Origin of the sequence: Pseudomonas sp. FSL R10-2964 (genome assembly GCF_009600035.1) — a bacterium.
In the GTDB taxonomy this organism is placed as follows: domain Bacteria; phylum Pseudomonadota; class Gammaproteobacteria; order Pseudomonadales; family Pseudomonadaceae; genus Aquipseudomonas; species Aquipseudomonas bubulae.
The window spans coordinates 1-22,945 of record NZ_WIWH01000054.1 but is presented as its reverse complement, the minus strand read 5'-3'; the positions used below and the strand labels follow the sequence as shown (position 1 = coordinate 22,945).

At 58.6% G+C, this 22,945-nt stretch carries 20 protein-coding genes and 2 pseudogenes; 11 read left to right on the top strand and 11 right to left on the bottom strand.

Annotated elements, in window-relative coordinates; all coding sequences use genetic code 11:
• Positions 1 to 209 precede the first annotated feature (209 nt).
• Positions 210 to 860: a ribosome biogenesis GTP-binding protein YihA/YsxC gene (gene yihA, locus GHN92_RS22220; protein WP_094999674.1), complete on the bottom strand. Its 651-nt coding sequence runs from the start codon at positions 858 to 860 to the stop codon at positions 210 to 212.
• Positions 861 to 1,050: 190 nt separating this feature from the next.
• Here yihA and GHN92_RS24280 point away from each other — a divergent pair.
• From GHN92_RS24280 to GHN92_RS22185, 7 genes and pseudogenes are all read left to right on the top strand, one after another.
• Positions 1,051 to 1,298 (top strand): annotated as a pseudogene (locus tag GHN92_RS24280) (cytochrome c5 family protein).
• Positions 1,299 to 1,344: 46 nt separating this feature from the next.
• On the top strand, positions 1,345 to 1,965 hold the full coding sequence (locus tag GHN92_RS22210; RefSeq protein ID WP_153381134.1) for a cytochrome c: 621 nt from the start codon (positions 1,345 to 1,347) through the stop codon (positions 1,963 to 1,965).
• Between the two features lie 200 nt (positions 1,966 to 2,165).
• Entirely contained in the window at positions 2,166 to 2,804 is a 639-nt protein-coding gene (locus GHN92_RS22205; RefSeq protein ID WP_016782754.1) for a thiol:disulfide interchange protein DsbA/DsbL, read from the top strand.
• Between the two features lie 15 nt (positions 2,805 to 2,819).
• Positions 2,820 to 3,698: an endonuclease/exonuclease/phosphatase family protein gene (locus GHN92_RS22200; protein ID WP_094999672.1), complete on the top strand. Its 879-nt coding sequence runs from the start codon at positions 2,820 to 2,822 to the stop codon at positions 3,696 to 3,698.
• Positions 3,695 to 5,677, top strand: coding sequence for a diguanylate cyclase (locus tag GHN92_RS22195; protein WP_153381132.1), 1,983 nt, complete (start codon positions 3,695 to 3,697; stop codon positions 5,675 to 5,677). Before GHN92_RS22200 ends, GHN92_RS22195 begins: the two co-directional genes overlap by 4 nt.
• 271 nt (positions 5,678 to 5,948) lie before the next feature.
• Positions 5,949 to 6,350 (top strand): hypothetical protein, encoded by a 402-nt coding sequence (locus tag GHN92_RS22190; RefSeq protein ID WP_095017890.1) that lies wholly within the window; start codon positions 5,949 to 5,951, stop codon positions 6,348 to 6,350.
• Between the two features lie 132 nt (positions 6,351 to 6,482).
• Positions 6,483 to 7,262 carry an N-acetylmuramoyl-L-alanine amidase gene (locus GHN92_RS22185; protein WP_153381130.1) on the top strand — a complete coding sequence of 260 codons (780 nt, stop codon included), beginning with the start codon at positions 6,483 to 6,485 and terminating at the stop codon, positions 7,260 to 7,262.
• A 4-nt stretch (positions 7,263 to 7,266) separates the two neighbouring features.
• On the opposite strand, the gene GHN92_RS22180 is transcribed toward GHN92_RS22185, so the two are convergent.
• Positions 7,267 to 9,057, bottom strand: coding sequence for an ATP-binding protein (locus GHN92_RS22180; RefSeq protein WP_153381128.1), 1,791 nt, complete (start codon positions 9,055 to 9,057; stop codon positions 7,267 to 7,269).
• 7 nt (positions 9,058 to 9,064) lie between these two features.
• Entirely contained in the window at positions 9,065 to 10,411 is a 1,347-nt protein-coding gene (gene algB, locus GHN92_RS22175) for a sigma-54-dependent response regulator transcription factor AlgB (RefSeq protein WP_094999667.1), read from the bottom strand.
• Between the two features lie 537 nt (positions 10,412 to 10,948).
• Between algB and GHN92_RS22170 the strand changes: the two genes are divergently transcribed.
• The 4 genes from GHN92_RS22170 (at position 10,949) to GHN92_RS22155 (ending at position 14,743) form a co-directional block, all read left to right on the top strand.
• Entirely contained in the window at positions 10,949 to 11,233 is a 285-nt protein-coding gene (locus GHN92_RS22170; protein WP_094999666.1) for a hypothetical protein, read from the top strand.
• Positions 11,234 to 11,314: 81 nt separating this feature from the next.
• A complete protein-coding gene (locus GHN92_RS22165; RefSeq protein WP_019828122.1) occupies positions 11,315 to 11,479 on the top strand; it encodes a DUF1328 domain-containing protein in 165 nt (54 codons plus the stop codon).
• A 610-nt stretch (positions 11,480 to 12,089) separates the two neighbouring features.
• Entirely contained in the window at positions 12,090 to 13,409 is a 1,320-nt protein-coding gene (gene gltP / locus GHN92_RS22160; protein ID WP_094999665.1) for a glutamate/aspartate:proton symporter GltP, read from the top strand.
• Between the two features lie 104 nt (positions 13,410 to 13,513).
• Positions 13,514 to 14,743 (top strand): nucleoside recognition domain-containing protein, encoded by a 1,230-nt coding sequence (locus GHN92_RS22155; protein WP_094999664.1) that lies wholly within the window; start codon positions 13,514 to 13,516, stop codon positions 14,741 to 14,743.
• Positions 14,744 to 14,845: 102 nt separating this feature from the next.
• Here GHN92_RS22155 and GHN92_RS22150 read toward each other — a convergent pair whose 3' ends face one another.
• From GHN92_RS22150 to GHN92_RS22115, 8 genes and pseudogenes are all read right to left on the bottom strand, one after another.
• Positions 14,846 to 15,475, bottom strand: a complete 630-nt coding sequence (locus GHN92_RS22150; protein ID WP_094999663.1) for a bifunctional 2-polyprenyl-6-hydroxyphenol methylase/3-demethylubiquinol 3-O-methyltransferase UbiG — start codon at positions 15,473 to 15,475, stop codon at positions 14,846 to 14,848.
• 41 nt (positions 15,476 to 15,516) lie between these two features.
• The gene (locus GHN92_RS22145; protein ID WP_153381126.1) at positions 15,517 to 16,161 is read right to left on the bottom strand and encodes a methionine ABC transporter permease; all 645 of its coding nucleotides are present in this window, start codon (positions 16,159 to 16,161) and stop codon (positions 15,517 to 15,519) included.
• Positions 16,151 to 17,272, bottom strand: coding sequence for a methionine ABC transporter ATP-binding protein (locus tag GHN92_RS22140; protein ID WP_094999661.1), 1,122 nt, complete (start codon positions 17,270 to 17,272; stop codon positions 16,151 to 16,153). The genes GHN92_RS22145 and GHN92_RS22140 overlap by 11 nt, the downstream gene beginning before the upstream one ends.
• Before the next feature lie 2 nt (positions 17,273 to 17,274).
• Complete coding sequence (locus GHN92_RS22135; protein WP_094999660.1) at positions 17,275 to 18,066, bottom strand: MetQ/NlpA family ABC transporter substrate-binding protein; 792 nt, start codon at positions 18,064 to 18,066, stop codon at positions 17,275 to 17,277.
• Between the two features lie 113 nt (positions 18,067 to 18,179).
• On the bottom strand, positions 18,180 to 19,541 hold the full coding sequence (locus GHN92_RS22130; protein WP_094999659.1) for an LLM class flavin-dependent oxidoreductase: 1,362 nt from the start codon (positions 19,539 to 19,541) through the stop codon (positions 18,180 to 18,182).
• A complete protein-coding gene (locus GHN92_RS22125) occupies positions 19,541 to 20,737 on the bottom strand; it encodes an SfnB family sulfur acquisition oxidoreductase (protein WP_094999658.1) in 1,197 nt (398 codons plus the stop codon). Before GHN92_RS22125 ends, GHN92_RS22130 begins: the two co-directional genes overlap by 1 nt.
• A gap of 14 nt (positions 20,738 to 20,751) precedes the next feature.
• Entirely contained in the window at positions 20,752 to 21,993 is a 1,242-nt protein-coding gene (locus tag GHN92_RS22120) for an SfnB family sulfur acquisition oxidoreductase (protein WP_095017895.1), read from the bottom strand.
• Between the two features lie 173 nt (positions 21,994 to 22,166).
• Positions 22,167 to 22,868 (bottom strand): annotated as a pseudogene (locus tag GHN92_RS22115) (hypothetical protein); the annotation flags it as partial.
• Between the last annotated feature and the right edge of the window lie 77 nt (positions 22,869 to 22,945).

Here is a 22,945-nt window from a genome sequence, read left to right as displayed (position 1 = left end):
CGGGCTTATTCCAAAGAGTTTTTAAGCTCCCGGAACTAAATCTGCCAACACCACTCAGATTTATTGAATGAGTGGTGAAGCCCTTCAAAGCTCCTAATGTTGTGTTAAGTGTTGGCAGATACCTGAACCCCGCCCTAGCGGTTCAGTACTTGAACCCCGGACCTCCTTCCCCCCATGCGAAGTCCGGGGTTTTTTTTGCCTGCGATTTGTTACTCGTCAGCTTCAACCAGTTCTTCGCCTTTGTTCGGCAATTCCATCCAGCGTGCCAGCACGGTGTACGCCTCTTCCAGGCCCATGCGCTTTGGCGTGGAGAACAACTGGATGGTGACGGCATCGCCCCATTGCTTGCGAATGTCCGACTGGATTTTAAGCAGCGTATTTTTTGCAGCGCCGTACGTCAGTTTGTCGGCTTTGGTCAGCAAAATGTGCATAGGCATGCCGCTGGACACGGTCCAATCCAGCATCAAAAGGTCGAAATCGGTCATTGGATGACGGATATCCATCATCAAGATCACGCCCTTGAGGCTTTCACGGCTGCCGAAATATGCTTCAAGGTGGCGCTGCCAGTGCAATTTCAGCGGGATCGGCACCTTGGCATAACCGTAACCCGGCAAGTCGACCAGGCGACGTTCTTCGTCCAGTTGGAAGAAGTTCAGCAACTGAGTGCGGCCCGGAGTTTTCGACGTGCGCGCCAGGCTGGCGTGGGTCAAAGTGTTGAGTGCACTGGACTTGCCGGCGTTGGAGCGCCCGGCAAACGCGACTTCGTAGCCTTCGTCATCGGGGCATTGATCGACTTTGGCAGCGCTGAGCATGAAGGTGGCCTGTTGGCACAGACCGAGAATGGGGTTCTTGAGTTGCATGGGATTTCCGATGTGAGCGGCGTCAGGAATGGACGCGGCGAGCGTGTCGTTTCCGTTTCAGTGACGCCAGTATATAATGCCGCAGATTTTGTGTGCGCTTTGTCCCAGCGTAGGATGAAGAACACGGGAGCAAAAAACCCAGGTTGCGCATTAGAACGCAGCAGGCTCCCAACCCTGAAAAGGTCGTTTTATGACTGCTGGTGACGGTGTCTTGATGCCACGTTACAGCATTCAGGCTACACAGGATCCGGAAGCTGTGTACAACCGCGTTTGTATTGTCTGCCATGCTGGTCAGCTAATAGGCCAAGGTAAGAGCAAGGTATGTAGGCGCTGGTACGACATGTGACCCAGGGTTTCAAGGCGATGCCGCCGCGTGGTTTGTGCATGGACTGCAGTGTCGAGGATTACCGAACTGTCCTACAGTGGATAAGCGAGTGAGCCCGGCCCATAACTCTTTAACCCTTAGCCGTAGTTGGATTAGCTGATGAACAAATTACTCGTGAGTCTGCTGTTGACCTTGGGCGTCAGCGGTATTGCCCAGGCTGCTAGCACCGCTGTGGTAGGTGATGCTGCTGCAGGTCAGGCAAAAACCGCTGTATGTGGCGCTTGTCACGGTCCGGACGGCAATAGCATGGCCCCAAACTTCCCCAAGCTGGCCGGGCAAGGTGATCGCTACCTGCTCAAGCAGTTGCATGAAATCAAGAACGGCAAGCGTCAGGTGCTGGAAATGACCGGCCTGCTGGCGAACCTGAACGATCAGGACCTTGCCGACATCGCGGCCTACTACTCAAGCCAGAAAGGTTCGGTTGGCGCTGCTGACCCGGCCCTGGTAGCCCAGGGTGAGGCCCTGTTCCGTGGTGGCAACCTTGAGAAAGGCATGCCAGCGTGCATCGGCTGCCACTCGCCAGACGGCCAGGGCCTTGCCGCTGCCGGCTTCCCGCACCTGGGCGGCCAGCACGCCAGCTATATCGAGAAACAGCTGACAGACTTCCGTGAAGGCGACCGCACCAACGATGGTGACTCGATGATCATGCGCGGCATCGCGGCCAAAATGAGCAACAAGGACATCAAGGCGCTGGCCAGCTATATTCAAGGCCTGCACTAAGGTCTGTACGGTCGGCGGGGCCAGGTCTTGATACCAGAGGTCACGTTAACGATCGTTTAATCCTTGAATGTGAACCTCAAAGGGCAGCTTCGGCTGCCCTTTTGCATCGCGTCTACAGTTACACTATCGAACTCAAGCCAGCATGGACCTGTCTGAATACAGGTCACGTTGATATGACCTTATCTGTCCAGGAGTAAAGCATGCGTAATCTGATTCTCAGCGCCGCTCTCGTCAGTGCCAGCCTGTTTGGCATGACCGCTCAAGCTGCCGAGCCGCTTGAAGCGGGCAAACAATATGTAGAGCTGAGCAGCGCCGTTCCGGTTGCCGTGCCTGGCAAGATCGAAGTGGTCGAGCTGTTCTGGTATGGCTGCCCGCATTGCTTTGCATTCGAGCCAACCATCAATCCCTGGGCAGAAAAACTGCCCGCCGACGTGAGCTTCGTGCGTATCCCTGCCATGTTTGGCGGGATCTGGAATGTTCATGGCCAATTGTTCATCACCCTTGAAGCCATGGGCGTTGAAAACAAGGTTCACAAAGCCGTGTTCCAGGCCATCCACGACGGCAAGAAGCTGGCAACCCCAGAAGAAATGGCTGATTTCCTGGCCGGTGAAGGCATCGATAAAGACAAGTTCCTGAGCACTTACAACTCGTTCGCCGTCAAAGGCAAAGTTGAAGACGCCAAGAAGAAGGCACAGGCCTATCAAATCTCCGGCGTACCGACCATGGTCGTCAACGGCAAGTACCGCTTCGACCTGGGCACTGCCGGTGGCCCTGAAGGCGCTTTGAGCGTGGCCGACCAGCTGATCGCCAAAGAGCGCGCAGCGGGCGCAAAAAACTAAGCGGCGCCCTCGCCCATGCTCCGCTGGAAAGGCGAGCGAAGTGTTGGTCTGCATGAGCCGCAGATCAACGAAGATCATCTGGCGTCCTGCGGGATGCCGGATGATCGACGTTTACGACTGCTCAGTTTCAATATCCAGGTGGGTAACAGCACCCAGGGTTACCGGCATTACCTGACCCGCAGTTGGCAGCATGTGCTCCCCCATAAGGGGCGAGCCGGTAACCTGGAGCGTATTGGTGACCTGCTCGGCGACTTCGACCTGGTCGCCCTGCAAGAGGCCGACGGTGGTAGCCATCGTTCTGGCTACATCAATCAGGTCAAGTATCTTGCCCAGCAGGGCGAATTTCCCTACTGGTATCAACAACTCAATCGCAATCTAGGGCGTCTGGCCCAGCACAGTAATGGTGTGCTCAGCCGGTTGCGCCCTGCCGCGATTGAAGATCATCCCTTGCCCGGCCCTGCGGGGCGTGGTGCGATTCTGGTGCGCTTTGGTGAAGGCCCCGACGCTTTGGTGGTCGTGGTCATGCACCTGGCGCTGGGAACCAAAACCCGCACCCGGCAGCTGGCCTATATTCGCGAGTTGATTGGCGACTATCAGCACCAGGTGTTGATGGGCGACATGAACACCCATGCCAACGACCTGCTGCACACCTCGCCACTGCGGGACCTCGGGCTGCTGGCGCCGCAAATGGAGGCCACCTTCCCCAGTTGGCGCCCGCAACGTTGCCTGGATCATATTTTGCTCAGCCCAAGCCTGACCCTTGAGCGCGTCCAGGTACTGGATCAGCCTATCTCGGACCATCTGCCGGTAGCCGTCGATATCCGTCTGCCAGGCTCTGTCGGCGTCGACTCCCAGATCGCGCTGCGCCCGCCTGACAACGGGGCGAAGGCATGAGGGACGAGGCCGCGCGCTGGAAAGAGAAATACCTTAAAAGCGTGGAGCTGCAAGACAAGCTTGAGCGCCGCTGGAATGCCCGCCTCGACTTGCTGCGCCGTGGCCTGGTGCGTAGCACCCTGGCCGCTGAGGGCACGGACCGCACGGTCGACCAATGCATGAAAGAAATGCGCGAAGCGGTGCGCACCAATGAGATGGACGCCGCCCTTGCCGCCTTGCTCCCGCGCCTTGAAAAAGCCGTGCTCGACTCCGAGCAGCGACGTGAAACCCGGGTTGAGCAAGTCAGCGCAGCGCTCAATACGCTGGTCACCCAACTGCAGGCCCTGCCACTGCCCCGTGAGGTCAGCAAGCCGCTCAAGGCCTATGCCAAACAGCTCGAAAACCGGGTGACGCACGCCCGAGAAATACCGCTGCTGCTTGGTGAGCTGAGTCACTTGCAAGGGCAGGCACTGGCGCCGCAACTCAATGACGCCCAGCCGCCCAAGCCGGGCTTGTTACAGCGATTATTTGGTGCACAAGACGCTGAAAAGGCACTTGGCGAAGCGACTGTGGTTCCGATTCCGGTTGAGACTCAGGCGCCGCGACCGGCTACGCCGAACAGTGTGGTCCCAGCGCATGTTGCCGAACCGCCGGCAGTACCCACGCCTCAGCCTGAACCGGTAATTGTTGAAGCACAGCCCTCGCCGCCCGTTGCTACGGCTGACGATGACGCCCAGGCGCTTGCCGAGCCGTCCCCTTCGGTACCTCAAGAGGCTCAAGAGCATGCATCCAGCGGTGCACTTGAGTCAGTGGTCGCGATGGTTGAGGCCGAAAATGATCAAGCCCGGGATTTCGTTGAGCAGTCGCCGCTCGACGAACAGACTGAGCTGGCCGAAGTCGATGCTGTCTATGCCTTGCCTGATGCCCCCGAGCCAACCTACAGCAGCGTGGCCGAGCACATTGAGTCCACACTGCTCGGGTTGTTGAGCGGCCTGTCGCTGCCTGAACACCACAGGCCACAGGCCGAGGCCATGTGCCGGCGTCTGGAAAAAGGGCTCAACTGGTACGAATTACTGCCGATCCTCGACGATCTTGCGGTTTTGATGCTGGCCATTACTGACAGCGGCCAGCATGAATTCGAGGCTTACCTCAAACAGCTCAATGAACGCCTGGAGTCATTTCAGAACAACCTCCAGGCGGCCAGCGAGGGTCATGCCGAGGGTCGATCCGCCGCCGACGACTTGCACAGCCAGCTGCGCGAACATGTGGACGGTTTGCAAAACAGCGTGCAGGACGCCGTTGACCTTAACAGCCTCAAGCACCTGCTGGAGAATCGTCTCGAAGGGCTGCTGGGCACGATGGACCAGCACCAGCAGCAGCGCATCGCCCGTGAACAGGAGGTCTCGGCCCACCTCCAGGGGCTGGCCGAGCGTATCGCGAGCATGGAACAGCAGGCCCAGGGCTATCGCGAGCATCTTGAAGAACAGCGCCAAAAAGCACTGATAGACCCCCTGACCGATCTGCCTAACCGGGCGGCATGGGGCGAACGCCTGCAATATGAAGTCGATCAGTGGCAAAAAAACGGTAACCCTCTACTGATTGCCATGCTCGACCTCGATCATTTCAAGCGTATCAATGATGGTTACGGCCACCTGGCGGGCGACAAGGTGCTCAAGATCATTGCCACCCAGTTGCGCAAGCATCTGCGGCCGATCGACTTTATTGCCCGCTTTGGTGGCGAAGAGTTTGTGCTACTGATGCCCGATACGCCGATGAGCGCAGGTTTGCATCTGATCGAGAAGCTGCGGGCAGCAATCCAGGCCTGTCCGTTCCACTTCAAGGGCGTACCCGTGACCATCACCACGTCTATCGGTGTATCCGCGTTCAGGCCGGGTGATCGCAGTGACCATGTGCTTAAACGGGCTGATGAAGCACTGTATCGGGCCAAACGGCGTGGACGTAACTGCGTGGAGCCTCAAGCAGCGACTATTGAAACTTGATATTTATTTGTCGCTTTATGTAGTTACTTTCTAGACAGCAAGTAGTCCCTGTCGGTATTTAAAATTAATTAACGGATTCCCTCGCGGCTTTCTTGACGGGTTGTGAGTGGGCGACTTATATAAAATAACAGACCGGTTTGGTTACCCGACAAGTAACGACGGCACTGTAGACATCTCATTATCAAACCCCCATCGACAATGCCGCCGGGCACTGCAGGCTCTAGCCCGCCGGTATAAAGCCAGTACGGTGTACGGCCGTAAAAGGTAGTGTATGAAAATATTGATTTACTTGTTACCTGTGTTCTTTTTGATCACGGGCACTGTTTCGGCAAGTGCAGCCACTAAAACCCCGATCTATTCGGCCTCCATTAACAAGGATGGAACACTGGCCGCACAATCGCCGCACTGGATTGAAAGTATTGAATACTCCAGCCAACCCGATTATGCAGCCAGTTATAAAGTTAATCTGATGCCCGATGCCTTTCAAAAGGAGCCAAAATTTTGTGTGGCATCGACTTACGACAATTCAAGCTATGAACATACCCTTTATGGCATCGCCAAATTGTCGAGCAAACCGACCCGATCCGAAGTGAATGTTATAGGCTTGATGCTGGGTGCCAACGGGCCATCCGGGGATTCATCGATGAGTTTTTACCTGGTGTGCGGCAAATAAATCACCTTACGAAGGCTGCGACCCTGTTGGTGTTTACAAGGTCGCAGCCCTTGTCTTCATCCGGTACAGCTGCACGACACGGGCGGTAAGGTATGCTTGCCTATTAATTGCTCAGTCGTGTTGTTCTCGCCCATGAAATTCTCCGCCCTGATCTTGTCCCTTGCCCTGCTGGCCGGTTGCAGCAACGGTCTGCGCATGGACACCAGTCATCCTTCGATCAACCACGACAGCCGCGTGCAGTTTGTGGTGCTTCACTACACCTCAACCTCGCTGGAGCGCTCCCTGGAGCTGTTAACCCGCGGTCCGGTCAGCAGCCATTACCTGGTCGGGGATACTCCGCCGACCATTTACAAACTGGTGGATGAAAACCAGCGCGCCTGGCACGCCGGTGAAAGCCAATGGAAGGGCCGCACCTGGCTGAACTCCAGCTCCATCGGCATTGAAATCGTCAACAAGGGTTTTCGCGATACGCCCGAAGGTCGAGTCTGGTACCCCTATACAGAGGGTCAGGTCCAGTCGGTTATCGCACTGCTAAAAGATATTTCAACCCGCTATCAGATCGACCCGCGCAACATTATTGGCCATAGCGATATCGCGCCCTTGCGCAAGCTGGATCCAGGCCCGCTGTTTCCCTGGAAGCGCCTGGTCGACGCAGGCTTTGGCATCTGGCCGAACGCCCGGGCCGTAGCCCGGGAGCAAGCACTGTACGCCAGCAACTTGCCAAGCATCACCTGGTTCCAGCAGCAACTGGCGCTTCTGGGCTACGAAACCCCGCAAACTGGAGAGCTGGATGTCGCCACTCGCCACGTTCTGGCCGCCTTCCAGATGCATTTCAGGCCTTCGCGATACGATGGCACTCCGGATGCTGAAAGTGCGGCCATTTTGAAAGTGTTGAACACGCAAAAGCACTGATGAGCTAGAGCAATGGCAGGGCCATGTAAAATTGTGTGCCTTGCCCTGGACGCGAATACACCCCAATGCGCCCGCCATGCAGTTGCACAATCTCTTTGCACAGTGCCAGCCCAAGGCCGGCGCCACCCTTTTTGCGCCCCACTTGCACAAAGGGCTCAAAAATCCGCCCTTGTTGGCTATAGGCAATGCCTTCGCCATTGTCTTCGATGCTGATAATCACCCGTTCCCCATGGCGCCTGGCCTGCAGGCAGATCTGCCCGCCACTGGCGGTGTGGCGCAAGGCGTTGTCCAGCAGGTTGTCCAGCACCCGCTCCAACTGGGCCTGATCGGCCCGCAACTCAGGTAGCGGTTGTTGCAGCTGCACCAGCAGCTCGACATTTTTTACCCGCGCACGGTCGGCGAAACGGACACGGGCGTCCTCGAGCATGTGTTCGACACTGCAAGGGGCCAGCGCCAGCTTCTGCATGCCGTTTTGATAGCGGGAGAAGTTCAGCAGGTCATTGATCAACTGCATCAGGCGCTGCATTTCTTCGTTGACCGTGTTGAGCAGGTCGGTTTCCCGTGACTGGGGATCAAAGCGTGAACGCTCCAGAAACAACCCGAACGCCATATGCATGCCGGTGACGGGGGTGCGCAACTCATGGGAGGCCCGCAACACGAACTCGCTGCGTACCCGCTCAAAGGCACGCTGCTCGGTGACGTCGTGCAGCACCATGACGGCGCCGAGGATAGGCCCCTTGGGCTGGCTCACCGGGGTCAAGCTGTAGGTCAGCAGTCGGGTTTCGCCTTCAATGTCGACGCTCAAGTCTTCCGGCAAGCGCTCAAGACTGCCTCCGCGCAGTACTGTTTGCAGTTGCTGGTCGAGTTCCGGCCGTTGCAAGGCCTCACCCAGCGACTGCCCCAATCGCCCTTCATCCCAGCCCAGCTGGCGCTGTGCGACGGGGTTCAAGTGCTCCAGCCGACCTTGCTGATCGATCATCAACAACCCGTCATCGATACTGTCGAGTACCGCTTGCAGCCGCTGCTGGCCCGCCAGCAGCTCGTCGATGTTGGTTGCCTGATGCTGGCGCAATGCCTCGGCCATAATCCCAAAGCGCCGCGTCAGCAGGTTCATCTCTGTGGCCGAGGAGAGCGGCAACACCACTTCGAAATTGCCTTTGCCAATGTTATCCGCGGCCTTGGCCAGTGCCTCGATCGGGGCACCAAAACGCCTGGCAATACCGTGGGCAGTGATAAAGCCGATGATCAGCACGGCAATGCCGACCAGGCCGAGCAAGGCGGCGACGACCAAGGCGCGATCCCGGGCTGCGGCCTGGGCGGCATATATGGTGTCGAGCGCACGACGGTGTTCGGTAATCAGACCGTTGCGCAGTTGATTGAAGCGGCTGGTCAGATCCTTGTCATTGCTCAGGTTCAGTTGCGCGTCGCTGGCCTTGTTGAAGGCCAGCAAAAAACTGCTGTAATCCTCCCGGGCCTGGGCAAAACCGCTATGCAGATTGTTTTTACGCTCATGCTCGATGCCCTCGTCGAGCAGCTTCAAATACTCCCGGGCTGATGACTTCAGCGCTTCGGGATCTGGCTGGTTATGCAGCATCATCACCAACTGATCGCCCAGCGACTGACGCAGTTTCAGGCCCAGATCGAGGGTAATGAAGTTGTTACGAATCAGCGCTTCCTGGGTTTTCGCCATTTGCATCACGCTGACGACGCCAAGCAACAGGCCAAGCAGCGCCACCGTGATTAACGCGGAAATGCTCAGGAACAGGCGGGTGCGCAGCTTGATCGCAAGTTTCATCGCGGGCTCACAGGTTGTACTGCTTACGTTTGCGGTACAGCGTCGAGGCATCGATACCCAGGGTTTTTGCTGCCTGATCCAGGGTTTCACTGGTGGCCAGGACGGCGCCGATATGGGCTTTCTCCAGTTGATCGAGGCTCAGAGCAGCACCAATGCGCGGGGCGTTGGGTACCGTTTGTTCCGCCATGCCCAGATGGCTGACTTCAACCACTTCCTGCGGGCAAATAATACTCGCGCGCTCAACCACATTGCGCAACTCGCGGATATTGCCCGGCCAACGGTAATTGGCCAGGGCCCGGCGGGCTTCCTCACTGAAGCCGCGGGCAGGGCGAGCATATTCCTTGACGAAACGGGCCAGGAAACGGTCGGCCAGGGTCAGGATATCCTCACTGCGCTCGCGCAGCGGCGGCAAATGCAGGGTGATCACGTTGAGACGGTAGAGCAGGTCTTCACGGAAGCGGCCATCGCGCACCATGTCCTCAAGGTGGAGGTTGGTGGCGGCCAGAATCCGTACATCGGCGCGGCGGGTAACGGGGTCGCCGACGCGCTCGTATTCTTTGTCCTGAATAAAGCGCAGCAGTTTTGGCTGTAGGGCCAGCGGGAAATCGCCGATTTCATCGAGGAACAAGGTACCGCCATCGGCCTGATTCACCCGGCCCAGGGTGCTTTCGCTGGCACCGGTAAAGGCTCCACGGGTATGGCCAAACAGTTCGCTTTCCATCAGCTCGGCCGTCAGTGACGGACAATTGATCGTGACACAGGACTTTTTCGCCCGTTTGCTCCAGCCGTGGATTGCGCGTGCCAGTTCCCCCTTACCGGTACCCGACTCGCCCAGAATAAGAATATTGGCATCCGTACCGGCCACCTGGCGGGCGGTTTCGAGCACCGCCATCATGGCCGGGCTATGGGAGTCGAGGCCTTCTTTGGGCTTGCGTACTTCACCCTCCAGGGCTTCAAGCCGGGCCGCCAACTGGCGCACTTCCAGTTGCTTGGCCGTGGCCAGCCTTAGCTGGTCGGGGCTGCACGGCTTGACCAGATAATCGGCGGCACCTGCCTGGATCGCATCAACGGCTGTATCGACGGCCGAGTGGGCAGTGACTATCACAACACGCATCCACGGCGCCTGGATACGCATTTGAGCCAGCACATCCAGACCGTTGTCTTCGCCCAGGCGCAGATCGAGAAAACACAGATCAAACACCTGTCGTTGCAGCAGTGCGTCGGCCTGCGCTGCGCTGTTGGCGGTGGCGACAGTGTAGCCCTCGTCTTCGAGGCAATAGCGGAATGTACGCAGGATGGCGGACTCATCGTCGACCAGCAGAATGCGGCCCTGTTGCTCTTTGGCTGAATCCATTTCCTACGTTCCTTTATATGTGGTCTTGGTTAGTGTCGGAATAATCGGGCAAGTTGCATGATTTTTCTGATTGATTCCGAGGCTAGCACCGAAGGCTCTGGCCTGCATAAGGTAACTGGCTGATTTTGCGGCTTTTTGCGTTGAGTCGCAGGTCGAAATTAATCCCTCTCGCAGCAGCTGACTCGCGGAGCAAGGCTGCGTCCGACGGCGAAGCCGTCGTAAACCCTGAAAACCGGATTTTACTGGCACACCGTGGTGTCTGATTTGCGACGGCTGTGCCGCCGCACGCAGCCTCGCTCCGCGAGTCAGCTGCTACGCGACGTGTGGTATCCCCTGATCGTGCAGAACGCCCGACCCGCAGGCCGGGCATCGTGCAGGTTGCGCGTCAAATCCATCCGAACAAATAGATAACATATTGATTTATAACGGTTTTTTATTGTGCCAAAAGCTGGCACGGCCCCTGCAATTACCCTTGTACAGAGCGTCGCACAGAGCGGCTCAACCTCACATTGACCACCGGGTGGCAGGAGTTTGAACATGAATATTCACGAATTCTCCAACTTGCGTGTTTCGTCATTGCATCTGCAACAAGGTCTGTTCGCCAGCCTTGCGTTGTCGGTGACCCTGATCGGTGGTCAGCAGTTGGGCCGGTTGGAGCAAGCACCGCAGCCGGTTGCCGCTGCACAGCACTACATCGCTCCCCAGCAGCACTTCAAGGCATTTGGCCCAGTGTCTGATACCACTGGCCGTTACGAACTCGCAGCCTCGGACGAAACCCAAATCGCCCGCTCGCAACCAGCACCTGAACGTTGGGTGTTTTAAGTGTTCACAACCTTGAGGCCCTGATCGGCGTCGAGACACACCCTCATCACCCTGTTTCGCACAGTAATAAGGAGAATCACCATGTTGAGTTGGGCCATTACCTTCCTGATTATCGCCATCATCGCTGCTGTCCTGGGCTTCGGTGGTATTGCGGGCACCGCTACCGGCATCGCCAAGATTCTCTTTGTCGTGTTCCTGGTGATGTTTGTGGTGTCCTTTATCTTTGGTCGCCGCGGTCGAGGCTAGAGATGACCGCCCCCTCCTTTAAGGCTACGGTCGCTGTCCTGGTAACGGGCGGCGGCCGAGGGGCATGAAACCGGTTACATGGATGCAGGCAGCCAAGGTTCTACCTTGGTTTTTTTGTGCCCGGAGAAAATCTTTCGGCGGCTGTAATGCCTTATCAGGGTTCATTTTTTTGAAAACAAATGTGGCCTGAACAGCACTTCGAAACGTCGACCGTATATCGACTTGTAGAAAAATAGCCCGGACTTATATCTGATTTGTGTTGTCGGATATTTCTTGGATATAAGCGGCTTAATGCCACCCCCTCCTTAGCCAAAAAGACCTTGAAACAGCCGGTCTACGGCACTTATGTCGTCTATTCTGTGGATTCTCAGGAGGGGCGATTTGAGGTCTTGTCGGACAAAACCCATGCCGATTCGGCATAGGGTAGGCGTTTACGGCATTAGACGGCCACCTCATGCATGGGAATAGTTGCGCCTTTTTTCGCCTGCCAAAGAGCCTTTCGGGCTCGGTTTGGGCGACCTTCTACGGGGGTGGCGGTTTCTGCTTTTTGCGCTTTCAAGCGCTCTATTCAGAGCCTCTGCCCGAGTCCACTTGAAGTAAGGGTAATGACATGAAGAAGGCAAAACTTAGCCTCGCCTGGCAGATCCTGATTGGTCTGGTCCTCGGGATTGCAATCGGCGCGCTGCTTAACCATTTCAGTGCTGAAAAGGCCTGGTGGATCAGTAACGTTCTGCAACCTGCCGGCGATATCTTTATCCGTCTGATCAAGATGATCGTAATCCCAATCGTGATTTCTTCACTGGTTGTCGGGATTGCAGGCGTGGGAGATGCGAAGAAACTCGGTCGTATCGGTTTTAAAACCATCATTTACTTCGAGGTGGTCACCACCATCGCGATCCTGGTCGGCCTGGTGCTGGCCAACGTGTTCCAACCCGGTGCCGGTATCGACATGAGCACCCTGGGCACGGTCGATATTTCCAAGTACGCAGCCACGGCAGCTGAAGTCACGCATGAACATGCGTTTATCGAGACCATCCTCAACCTGATTCCATCGAACATCTTCGCGGCCATGGCTCGCGGTGAGATGTTGCCGATCATCTTCTTCTCGGTGCTCTTCGGTCTCGGTTTGTCGAGCCTGAACGCCGAACTGCGCGACCCGCTGGTGAAAACCTTCCAGGGCGTGTCCGAGTCGATGTTCAAAGTCACTCACATGATCATGAACTACGCGCCAATCGGTGTGTTCGCCCTGATCGCCGTGACCGTCGCCAACTTCGGTTTCGCCTCGCTGGTGCCTCTGGCCAAGCTGGTGCTGCTGGTTTACGGCGCCATCCTGTTCTTCGCCGTTGCGGTGCTGGGCCTGATTGCCAAGCTGTTCGGCTTCTCGGTGTTCAAGCTGATCCGTATCTTCAAGGATGAACTGGTTCTGGCTTACTCCACCGCCAGCTCCGAGACCGTGCTGCCACGCGTGATCGAGAAGATGGAAGCCTACGGCTGCCCGAAAGCGATCTGCAGCTTTGTGGTACCGACCGGCTACTCGTTCAACCTTGACGGCTCGACCCTGTACCAGAGCATCGCGGCAATCTTTATCGCCCAGCTGTATGGCATCGACTTGTCGATCAGCCAGCAACTGCTGCTGGTACTGACCCTGATGGTGACCTCCAAAGGCATCGCCGGTGTACCAGGCGTATCCTTCGTGGTACTGCTGGCGACCCTGGGCAGCGTGGGTATCCCGCTGGAAGGCCTGGCCTTTATCGCCGGTGTTGACCGTGTGATGGACATGGCCCGTACGGCCCTGAACGTGATCGGTAACGCCCTGGCGGTACTGGTAATCTCCCGTTGGGAAGGCATGTACGACAACGCCAAGGGCGAGCGCTACTGGAACTCGCTGCCGCACTGGCGCAGCAAGGAAGCCCTGCCAAAAGGTGAGTAACCTCGCCTGGTAGCGCAACTCCCACAAACCCCGGCCCTGGCCGGGGTTTGTTGTTTCTGGGGGTAGGCCGCTATCATTCGCATCATCTTCCAGGAGTTTTCTTGATGCTCAACGGCCTATGGCTCAGCTTTTTCGTCGTCGCTACGGTGTCGGCGCTCGCCCAATGGCTGGTGGGGGGCAACGCGGGGATCTTCTCGGCGATCGTGGAAAGCATCTTCGCCATGGCCAAGTTGTCCGTCGAAGTGATGATTTTGCTCTTCGGCACGCTGACGTTATGGCTCGGCTTCCTGCGCATTGCCGAAAAAGCCGGCATCGTCGATTGGCTGGGCAGGGCCCTGGGGCCTCTGTTCAAGCGCCTGATGCCGGAAGTCCCGCCTGGGCATCCGGCGCTGGGCTTTATCACCCTGAACTTCGCCGCCAACGGCCTGGGGCTGGATAACGCGGCCACGCCCATCGGCCTCAAGGCCATGCGTGCCCTGCAAGAGCTCAACCCGAGCCCGACCAGTGCGAGTAATGCACAGATCCTGTTTCTGGTGCTCAACGCCTCGTCCCTGACCCTGCTGCCGGTCACTATCTTCATGTACCGTGCCCAGCAAGGGGCGCCGGACCCGACACTGGTATTCCTGCCGATCCTGCTGGCCACCAGCGCCTCGACCCTGGTCGGCTTGCTGTCGGTGGCCATTGTCCAGCGTCTGCGTCTGTGGGACCCGGTGGTGCTGGCGTACCTGGTGCCTGGCGCGCTGATCCTGGGCGGTTTCATGGCATTGCTGGCGACCCTGTCAGCCACGGCGCTGGCCAGCTTGTCGTCGATCCTGGGCAACCTCACGCTGTTCGGCCTGATCATGCTGTTTCTGGTGATCGGGGCGCTGCGCAAGGTCAAGGTCTACGAAGCGTTTGTGGAAGGGGCCAAGGAAGGCTTCGACGTCGCGAAAAACCTGTTGCCGTATCTGGTGGCGATGCTGTGTGCGGTGGGTGTGCTGCGTGCTTCCGGGGCACTGGATTTTGGCCTGGACGGTATTCGCCATGTGGTTGAGTGGCTGGGTTGGGATACGCGCTTTGTCGATGCGCTGCCAACGGCCATGGTCAAACCCTTTTCGGGCAGTGCGGCGCGGGCCTTGCTGATCGAGACCATGCAGACCCAGGGTGTGGACAGCTTCCCGGCGCTGGTGGCGGCCACGGTGCAGGGCAGCACGGAAACCACGTTCTATGTGCTGGCGGTGTACTTCGGCGCCGTGGGCATCCAGCGTGCCCGACATGCGGTGGGTTGCGCCCTGCTGGCCGAGTTTGCCGGCGTGGTGGCGGCGATTGCGGTGTGCTACTGGTTCTTCGGCTAACCCAGGCCACCTTGTGGGAGCGGGCTTGCTCGCGATGGCATCACCGCGGCCACGCAGGTAAACCGTGTTGCCTGCATCGCGAGCAAGCCCGCTCCCACAGGTTTACAGGGTTTTACGCCACACACTCACCAGCCACGGTTGCTGGTCACGGGGCAAGCCCGCCGGGCGGTAGTAGTGCTCCAGCTCGGCAAACCCTGCAGCCGTCAGCATCGCCCGCCAGTGCTCCAGGTCGTGATAAGCCCCATAGCGCTCACCGTTCCAGCCTTCGCGGTTGTCGCCGCGCGGGTTGGAACTGAGCAGTACGCCGCCGGATTTCAGGGCTGCATGCAGCTTGCCCAGCACCTGACCCAGTTCCTGGGTCGGCACATGGAACAGCGAAGCATTGGCGAAGATGCCGTCGAAGCGTTCAGCGGGCAAGTCGAGCTTGAGGAAGTCCTGGTGCCACACTTCACAGCCGCTGTCTTCGCGGGCCATTTGGGTGAAGCGTTCGGTGCCGTCCAGCCCGATTGCCACATGCCCGAGGCGGGTGAAAGCCTGCAGGTCGCGACCCGGTCCGCAGCCGAAATCCAGGACAGTGAAGGGCGCCGAACCTTGAATATGACGCAACAGGGCGTCGATGTTCTGGCTCACGTCATGGTCGCGGGTGCCTTCACGGAAGCCCTCGGCGCTCTGTTGATAGTGGCTCAGGGTCGTGGCGGCAATCTGTTCGAGAGTTTTTGCATCGAGGGTCATCGCAGGCTCGGTCGGCGGCAGGGCTGGCCGCCGACTATACCTCAGCGTTTGTTCAGTGCCAGGGCCAGGCGGTCACCACCCAGCTGAATCACGGCCACCAGAATCACCAGCAATACGATCACGGTCAGCATCACCTGCGAGTCGAAGCGCTGGTAAGCATAGCGGTACGCGATGTCACCCAGCCCGCCGGCACCAATCGCACCGGCCATGGCCGACGAATTGATCATCGTCACCAGGGTGATGGTAAAACCGCCGACGATGCCGGGTAAGGCTTCGGGCAGCAGTACGTGCCAGATAATGTGATGGCGCTTACAGCCCATGGCTTGGGCGGCTTCAATCAAACCGTGATCCACCTCACGCAGGCTGACTTCAGCTATGCGTGCAAAAAACGGTGTGGCGGCGATGGTCAGCGGTACGACCGCCGCCCATACGCCGTAGGTAGTGCCCACAATCAGGCGGGTGAACGGGATCAATGCCACCATCAAAATCAGAAACGGGATTGAACGGAACAGATTGACGAACGCACCCAGTGCCTTGTTCAGTGTGGGGGCTTGATAAATCCCGCCTTTGCCACTGGTGACCAGGATCACCGCCAGCGGTATGCCCAGAACCAGCGCGATCAGCGACGACACACCGACCATCAGGAAGGTGTCGATCACCCCCTGCCACAAACGATCAAATCCCATAGCCCACTACCTCGACCTGTTGTGCCCATTGCCCGGCCCGTTTGCGCAGCTCTTCGGCGCCCAGCGAAGTGCTGGTTACGCTGAGCAGCAGTTGCCCCAGGGCATGCCCCTGGATGTGTTCGACGCCGCCGTGGAGCAGCCGCACTTGCCCTCCCAGCGCGCTGAACAGCGCGCCCAGGTCAGGCTCTTGGGCCTGCCGGCCGGTAAAACGCAGGCGCAGGATCACGCTGGCTTGTGCGGACTGTGCCTGCGCCGAAATACGGTTACGCAGCGCTTCAGGCAGGGTCGCCTGCAAGGGCGCCAGCAGGGTCTTGCTGACGTCATGCTGAGGATCGCCGAAGACCTGCCACACAGGGCCTTGCTCGACCACGCGACCTTGCTCCAGTACCACTACGCGGTGACAGATATCACGAATCACGGCCATTTCATGGGTAATGAGGATGATGGTCAGGCCCAGGCGCTGGTTGATTTCGCGCAGCAGACCGAGGATCGACTGAGTGGTTTCGGGGTCCAGGGCCGAGGTGGCTTCATCGCACAGCAAAATCGCCGGATCGTGCACCAGCGCACGGGCAATGCCCACACGCTGTTTTTGCCCGCCCGACAGTTGCGCCGGGTAAGCCGTGTGCTTGCCTTGCAGGCCAACCAGCTCCAGCAGCTCACGCACCTTCTGCTCCCGTTGCAGCTTGGGCACGCCCGCCACCTTGAGTGGCAACTCGACGTTCTGCCACACGGTTTTGGCCGACATCAGGTTGAAGTGCTGGAAGATCATGCCGATCTTGCGCCGCAGCGCCACCAGCTTGTCCTCGTCAAAGCTGGCGATATCGACCTGATCGATCAGCACGCGGCCGCGGGTAGGCTGTTCGAGGCGGTTGATGGTGCGAATCAACGACGACTTGCCAGCACCGCTGCGCCCGATGATGCCGAAGATCTCCCCGCGCTGGATTGCCAGATCAATACCCGTGAGGGCATCCACAGGGCCCTGGCGGCCATCATAGGTTTTGCCGATACCGATAAAACGCACATGGGCGTGGCTCAACTCAGGGTGCAGCTCGGTGTGGTTGGCGCCGGGCTGCGGCTGATCGAGCCGCTCGCGAGCAATGGCCACATTCATGGTCAGCCTCCCCAGCCGGGCTGGTACAGAGTGCCGTAGGTCTTATCCAGCGCAGCTTTGACCACTGGCGAGTGCTGATAGATATCAATAAATTTGGCCAGACGCGGGTCGTCTTTGTTCTTGGGCTGGATCACGAACTGAATCACATACTCGGGGTGGTCGATGCCGTCGAACAGCAAGGCCGACTCGGCATCGAAGGTTTTCGACAGGCGAATGTAGGCTGGATAACCCTGCACCAGGTCGGCATCGTCGTAGGCTCGTACCAGTTGCACGGCCTCAACCTGCAGGATCTTGATCTTTTTCGGGTTGGCGATGATGTCCTCTTCCGTCGCCTTGTAACCAACGCCCGGCTTGAGTGTAATCAGCCCGGCCTTGGCCAGCAGTTGCAGGCCACGCCCGCTATTGATCGGGTCATTGGCAATGGCAACAGTTGCGCCTTCAGGCAGGGCGTCGAGGCTTTTGTATTTTTTCGAGTACAGGCCCACGTTGTTGATGATGCCTTTGGCGTAGGGTGCCAAATCGAACCCGGCGGCGGCCTTGGCGTTTTCCAGGAACGGGATGTGCTGGAAGTAATTCACATCGATATCGCCGCTGGCCAGGCTGACGTTGGGTGCGATCCAGTCGGTGAACTCCACCAGCTCGACCTTGAGCCCTTGCTTGTCGGCCTCGGCCACTGCGGTTTCCAGGGGAATGGCGAACGCGGCGGTGGTACCGACCTTGAGCGGCTTGTCGGCCGCGTGGAGCAAACCGCTAAACAGCCCGAGGGCCAGAACCAGTGCGTGTTTTTTGTTCATGATAATTGCCCAGTCAAAGAGTCGGAATTCGAACCCTGTGGGAGCGAGCCTGCTCGCGAAAGTTTGGCAGTCCTGCAAGCTTCGCGAGCAGGCTCGCTCCCACAAAAAAACAGTTATGCGCTGTGCCTGAAGGCCGCACCTGTATGGCGTTGCGGCAAGTGCGCATCGCCTTCCACAAACAGCTTCTGACGCAGGCTGCCAGTGTCATAAGCGGTTTTATAAGAGCCCCGGCGCTGCAGTTCGGGGACCACCAAGTCGATAAAATCGACGTAGCTTTCAGGGGTGACGATGCGGGTCAGGTTGAACCCGTCCAGGCCGGTTTCTGCAATCCAGGATTCCAGCTCGTCGGCCACTTGCGCAGGCGAACCCACCAGCGTGATGTAACGCCCGCCCAGGGCGTGCTGTTCAAGCAGCTTGCGCCGGGTCCAGTCGTTGTTTTGCAGCACTTTGGTGGCGGACTGGATCGCGTTGCTCTTCACGTACTGGATCGGCTCGTCCAGTTCGTAGTCGGCAAAGTCGATACCCGTGGAGCTGGAAAAGTGCGCCACGCCGGCTTCGGCACTGGCATAGCTCAGGTACTCGTCACGCTTGGCCAATGCCTGGGCCTCGGTCGGCGCCACGATCACGTTGATCCCCATAAACAGCTTGATGTCGTCCGGGTTGCGGCCCGCAGCCACAGCGCTGGCGCGCACCTTGTCGACCTGGGCTCTGGTCGCTGCCTTGGTCTGCCCGCTGATAAACACGCACTCGGCATGGCGACCGGCAAACACCAGGCCGCGATCCGAGCTGCCCGCCTGAAACAGCACCGGGGTGCGTTGCGGCGACGGTGCGCAAAGGTGATAACCCTCCACCTGATAGAACTCACCTTCGTGTTTGATCTTGTGCACCTTGTCGGGCCGGGCATAGATGCGCCGGGCCGGGTCATTGAGCACGGCGTCGTTTTCCCAGCTGCCTTCCCATAGCTTGTAGAGCACTTGCAGGTACTCATCGGCCTGATCGTAGCGCCGGTCATGCTCGACCTGTTCGGTCAGGCCCATGGCTTTGGCTGCACTGTCGAGGTAGCCGGTAACAATATTCCAGCCCACGCGACCGCGGGTCAGATGGTCCAGGGTCGACATGCGACGCGCGAATAAATACGGCGTTTCGTAGGTCAGGTTGGCGGTCAGGCCAAAGCCGAGGTTCTTGGTGACGGCAGCCATCGCCGAAACCAGCAGCAGGGGGTCATTGACCGGTAGCTGGATCGCCTCTTTGAGCGGCATATCAACCGATTGTTGATAAACGTCATACACGCCCACGATATCGGCGATAAACAGCCCGTCGAACAGCCCGCGTTCCAGCAGCTGCGCCAACTCAGTCCAGTATTCAAGGGTGTTGAAGGTGGTCGAGTTGTCACGTGGATGAGTCCACAGACCGTGGTTGATATGACCAATGCAGTTCATGTTGAAGGCATTGATCAGAATCTTCTTTTTGCTCATCAGATGGTCCCCCGCAATGGCGGGTTGGCATCATTTAGGTAGTAATTGCCTACCGCGTGGTACTTCCAGCGTACCGGGTCATGCAGGGTGTGCACGCGGGCGTTGCGCCAGTGACGGTCAAGGCCGTGCTCGGCCAGGGTGGCCTGGCTGCCGGCGAGCTCAAACAGGGTGCTGCCGGCGGCCAGGGAAATTTCGGTGCTCAGGGCCCGGGCTTCTGCGATGGCAATCGAGGCTGCGGCGACGGTGCTGGCGCTGGTGTTGCTCTGAGCAATATCCAGAAACGCTCCGGCACGTTCCAGCAGGGCTTCGGCGGCATGCAGACGTACGCTCAAATGGCCGAAGCTTTTGAGGGTCAGCGGGTCTTCGCTGGCGATATCCGTAGTGGCATCAATCCAGGGCCGGGTTTTGCTGCGCACAAAATGCAGGGCGTCTTCAAAGGCGGCGCGGGCGATACCGGTATCGATGGCCGCGTGAAGGATCTGCGCCAGCGGACCAACCGGGGTCGGACGCTCGAAGGCGCTTTGAAACGGGATCACGTCTTGTGCTGCGACCAGTACGTTGTCGAAAACCACCGAACCGCTGCCCGTAGTGCGCTGGCCAAAACCGCTCCAGTCGTCGATCACGCTTAGGCCATCGCTGTCGCGGCGCACGAATGCAAGATGCTGGATGCCGTTATCGTCCACAACCGAGGTAGGTATCCGCTGTGCATACAGTGCGCCAGTGGCGTAGAACTTGCGGCCGGTGATGCGGTAGCCGTGTTCGGCCTGGGCCAGATGGGTGGTGCGATCGTGTGCAGTCTTGGTGCCGATTTCAGCCAGGGCATTGCCGAAGCGCTCTCCGGCCAGCACCTCGGCATAGAGCCGCTGCTTTTGCTCGTGTGTGCCATTGACCCGTAAAACTTCGAGTGCATAAAAGTGGTTTTGCGGGATTTGCCCCAGAGAGGCATCGGCCGCAGCGATCAGCGCGATCACTTGCGCCAGGGTGACGCTGGACACGCCTGCGCCGCCGTAGGCCTTGGGCACGGTGATGCCCCACAGGCCGGTATGGGAAAACAGCTCAAGCTCATCAAACGGCAAGCGCCGCTCGCGGTCACGCAGGGCACTGTCGCGTTTGAAAAACGCCGCCAGTTCACGGGCTACGCTCAGGGCCTCGGCATCGCTGTGGATAACCGGGACCTGTTTGGATATCAGTGACATGGGTGTCTCCAGGGTCAGATCCAGGAATGCCGGGCAGGCAGGGTGCCGTTGAGGCGATACGCGCCGATGGCGTGGTATTTCCAGCGCACCGGGTCGTGCAGGGTGTGCACCCGGGCGTTGCGCCAGTGGCGGTCGAGGTTGAACTCTGCAAGGCTGGCGCGGCTGCCGGCCAGTTCGAACAATTTTTCGCTGGCCAGCAGCGACAGCTCGGTGCTCAGCACCTTGGCTTCGGCCACCGCAATCGATGCGCGGGCAGCGCCAGGGGCGTCGATCGGTGCCGCGCTGACTTCGTCCAGAACGCGTCCGGCTTTGCGCAACAAGGCTTCGGCTGCGTGCAGTTCAATGTGCAGTTTGCCGATATCGGCAATCACATAAGGATCATCGCTGTTGCGTTCGACCTTGGCGTCGATCCACGGGCGTGAGCGCTCGCGGACAAAACTCAGGGTGTCGGCAATGGCGCCGCGGGCAATGCCCAGGTCAATGGCGGCCTGGATCAATTGCGACACGGCGCCTTGAATGTTCGGAGCATCGTTGAGGCGCGAACTGTCGACCACCTGTTCGGCTTCCACCCGCACGTTGTTAAGTAATACGGTGCCACTGGCGGTGGTGCGCTGACCAAAACCGGACCAGTCATCCACGACGCGCAAGCCTGGTGTACCGCGACGAACGAAGGCCATGACCTGCCTGCCTTCATCGTTGACGGCTTTTACCGCAATCCAGTGGGCGAACAGGGCGCCGGTGGAGTAAAACTTCTGACCGTTAATGGCGAAGTCGTCGCCATCGGCGATGATCCGGGCCTTAATGTCCAAGGTGTTTTTGCTGCCGCGTTCCGGGCCCGCATTGCCGATGCGCCAGCCTTGCAGCACGCTGGAGAACAGTTGTTCTTTTTGCGCCTGGGTGGCCGTGGCAGCGATCAGGCTGAGAATGCCAACCTGATTTTGCGGGATTTGCCCCAGCGCCGGATCGGCAGCCGAGATGATCGCGAACACTTCAGCCAGGGTCACAAATGACACCTGGGGGCCGCCAAATTCGCGGGCAATGGAAATACTGCCCAGGCCGCTGCGGGTGAAGGCTTCTATGAGCGACCACGGCAGCTTGCGTTGCTGGTCGCGTTTGCCCGCGTGTTCGCGTGCGCTGGCAGCCAGTGTGTGTGCGGCTTCAAGGGCTTCGTTGTCGGTGCGCAAAACCTGCGCTGCCAGCAACAGAGGCGCGACATCCTGGTCGCTTTGCAGGTGTGCATTGGCCAAGCTGGACATTAGTTGCGCTCCTTGGCTGCACTCAATGCCCTGGCGTTATGCACAAGGGTGATTGTGTTACGGACCATACCTACCTCACGTTTCATGGGAGCGCCGCTCGTGCGGCGCGGATAAAAGCTGAGAGTCCGGTGGTCCGGTTCATATACCCTAATCGAGTATAAAAATTTTAAGAACTAACTTTTAGGAATATGGATAGACGATTCCCTGGCTCCCTGCTCCTGGTTACGCCAGTTGGGACGGGGCTCTGCGGCGTGCAGTACCTCCCTCGGGGCAGGGTTGAGATAGAGCCTGGGGGCACCTACCTTGAGCACTCGCGCCGGTGCCCAGCGCGAATTGTTGCCCACGCGGTCGATCACGCAGTAGGTGACTTCCAGCTTGGCGTCTTCGCCAGCCTCCTGGATGATGTGGGGGGGCACGAACACGCTGACGGGTTTGTCGATATCCACTTTGCGCAGTTTGGGCAAGTCCAGGCGTACATCCCCCCAGAGCAGGGTGATGGCGTCATTGTTGGCCATGTTGCGATAGGGTTCGATACTCACCGGAACACCGCGTTTCATCTGGCTTGGGTTAACCCCGTAGCGCTGGATGGGCTGCGGAATTACAAGCGGGGCCAGGCCCTGGTTTTCGTCGCCAATGGCTTCGCCGCCAGGGCAGTCAAGTTTGACCAATATTTTAAGTTGCGCAGAAAGAACCGGGCTGCTGCCGATATGCATCACCCGGTAGTAAAGGCGAGCCGTACCATTTTGAATAAAACTCTCTGGCACTCTTAACATGACAGGCTGGCCAATACCGGCTTTGAAAATCTGCCGCGAGGCGACATAGCAACCATCCCAGAACAACTCGACAAGGTCACCTTCTTCCATGTTCTTGTAAGGGGGCGGCCGCGAAAACTGAGTGCAACACCTGACCTTTCCGGTACGGTGCTGCCCCTATGTCCTATTCCGAACTCAGC

Excerpts from the sequence above, each read along its gene's own strand:
- yihA (WP_094999674.1), bottom strand. The coding sequence starts at position 860 with ATGCAACTCAAGAACCCCATTCTCGGTCTGTGCCAACAGGCCACCTTC.
- GHN92_RS22210 (WP_153381134.1), top strand. The coding sequence starts at position 1,345 with ATGAACAAATTACTCGTGAGTCTGCTGTTGACCTTGGGCGTCAGCGGT.
- GHN92_RS22205 (WP_016782754.1), top strand. The coding sequence starts at position 2,166 with ATGCGTAATCTGATTCTCAGCGCCGCTCTCGTCAGTGCCAGCCTGTTT.
- GHN92_RS22200 (WP_094999672.1), top strand. The coding sequence starts at position 2,820 with ATGCTCCGCTGGAAAGGCGAGCGAAGTGTTGGTCTGCATGAGCCGCAG.
- GHN92_RS22195 (WP_153381132.1), top strand. The coding sequence starts at position 3,695 with ATGAGGGACGAGGCCGCGCGCTGGAAAGAGAAATACCTTAAAAGCGTG.
- GHN92_RS22190 (WP_095017890.1), top strand. The coding sequence starts at position 5,949 with ATGAAAATATTGATTTACTTGTTACCTGTGTTCTTTTTGATCACGGGC.
- GHN92_RS22185 (WP_153381130.1), top strand. The coding sequence starts at position 6,483 with ATGAAATTCTCCGCCCTGATCTTGTCCCTTGCCCTGCTGGCCGGTTGC.
- GHN92_RS22180 (WP_153381128.1), bottom strand. The coding sequence starts at position 9,057 with ATGAAACTTGCGATCAAGCTGCGCACCCGCCTGTTCCTGAGCATTTCC.
- algB (WP_094999667.1), bottom strand. The coding sequence starts at position 10,411 with ATGGATTCAGCCAAAGAGCAACAGGGCCGCATTCTGCTGGTCGACGAT.
- GHN92_RS22170 (WP_094999666.1), top strand. The coding sequence starts at position 10,949 with ATGAATATTCACGAATTCTCCAACTTGCGTGTTTCGTCATTGCATCTG.
- GHN92_RS22165 (WP_019828122.1), top strand. The coding sequence starts at position 11,315 with ATGTTGAGTTGGGCCATTACCTTCCTGATTATCGCCATCATCGCTGCT.
- gltP (WP_094999665.1), top strand. The coding sequence starts at position 12,090 with ATGAAGAAGGCAAAACTTAGCCTCGCCTGGCAGATCCTGATTGGTCTG.
- GHN92_RS22155 (WP_094999664.1), top strand. The coding sequence starts at position 13,514 with ATGCTCAACGGCCTATGGCTCAGCTTTTTCGTCGTCGCTACGGTGTCG.
- GHN92_RS22150 (WP_094999663.1), bottom strand. The coding sequence starts at position 15,475 with ATGACCCTCGATGCAAAAACTCTCGAACAGATTGCCGCCACGACCCTG.
- GHN92_RS22145 (WP_153381126.1), bottom strand. The coding sequence starts at position 16,161 with ATGGGATTTGATCGTTTGTGGCAGGGGGTGATCGACACCTTCCTGATG.
- GHN92_RS22140 (WP_094999661.1), bottom strand. The coding sequence starts at position 17,272 with ATGAATGTGGCCATTGCTCGCGAGCGGCTCGATCAGCCGCAGCCCGGC.
- GHN92_RS22135 (WP_094999660.1), bottom strand. The coding sequence starts at position 18,066 with ATGAACAAAAAACACGCACTGGTTCTGGCCCTCGGGCTGTTTAGCGGT.
- GHN92_RS22130 (WP_094999659.1), bottom strand. The coding sequence starts at position 19,541 with ATGAGCAAAAAGAAGATTCTGATCAATGCCTTCAACATGAACTGCATT.
- GHN92_RS22125 (WP_094999658.1), bottom strand. The coding sequence starts at position 20,737 with ATGTCACTGATATCCAAACAGGTCCCGGTTATCCACAGCGATGCCGAG.
- GHN92_RS22120 (WP_095017895.1), bottom strand. The coding sequence starts at position 21,993 with ATGTCCAGCTTGGCCAATGCACACCTGCAAAGCGACCAGGATGTCGCG.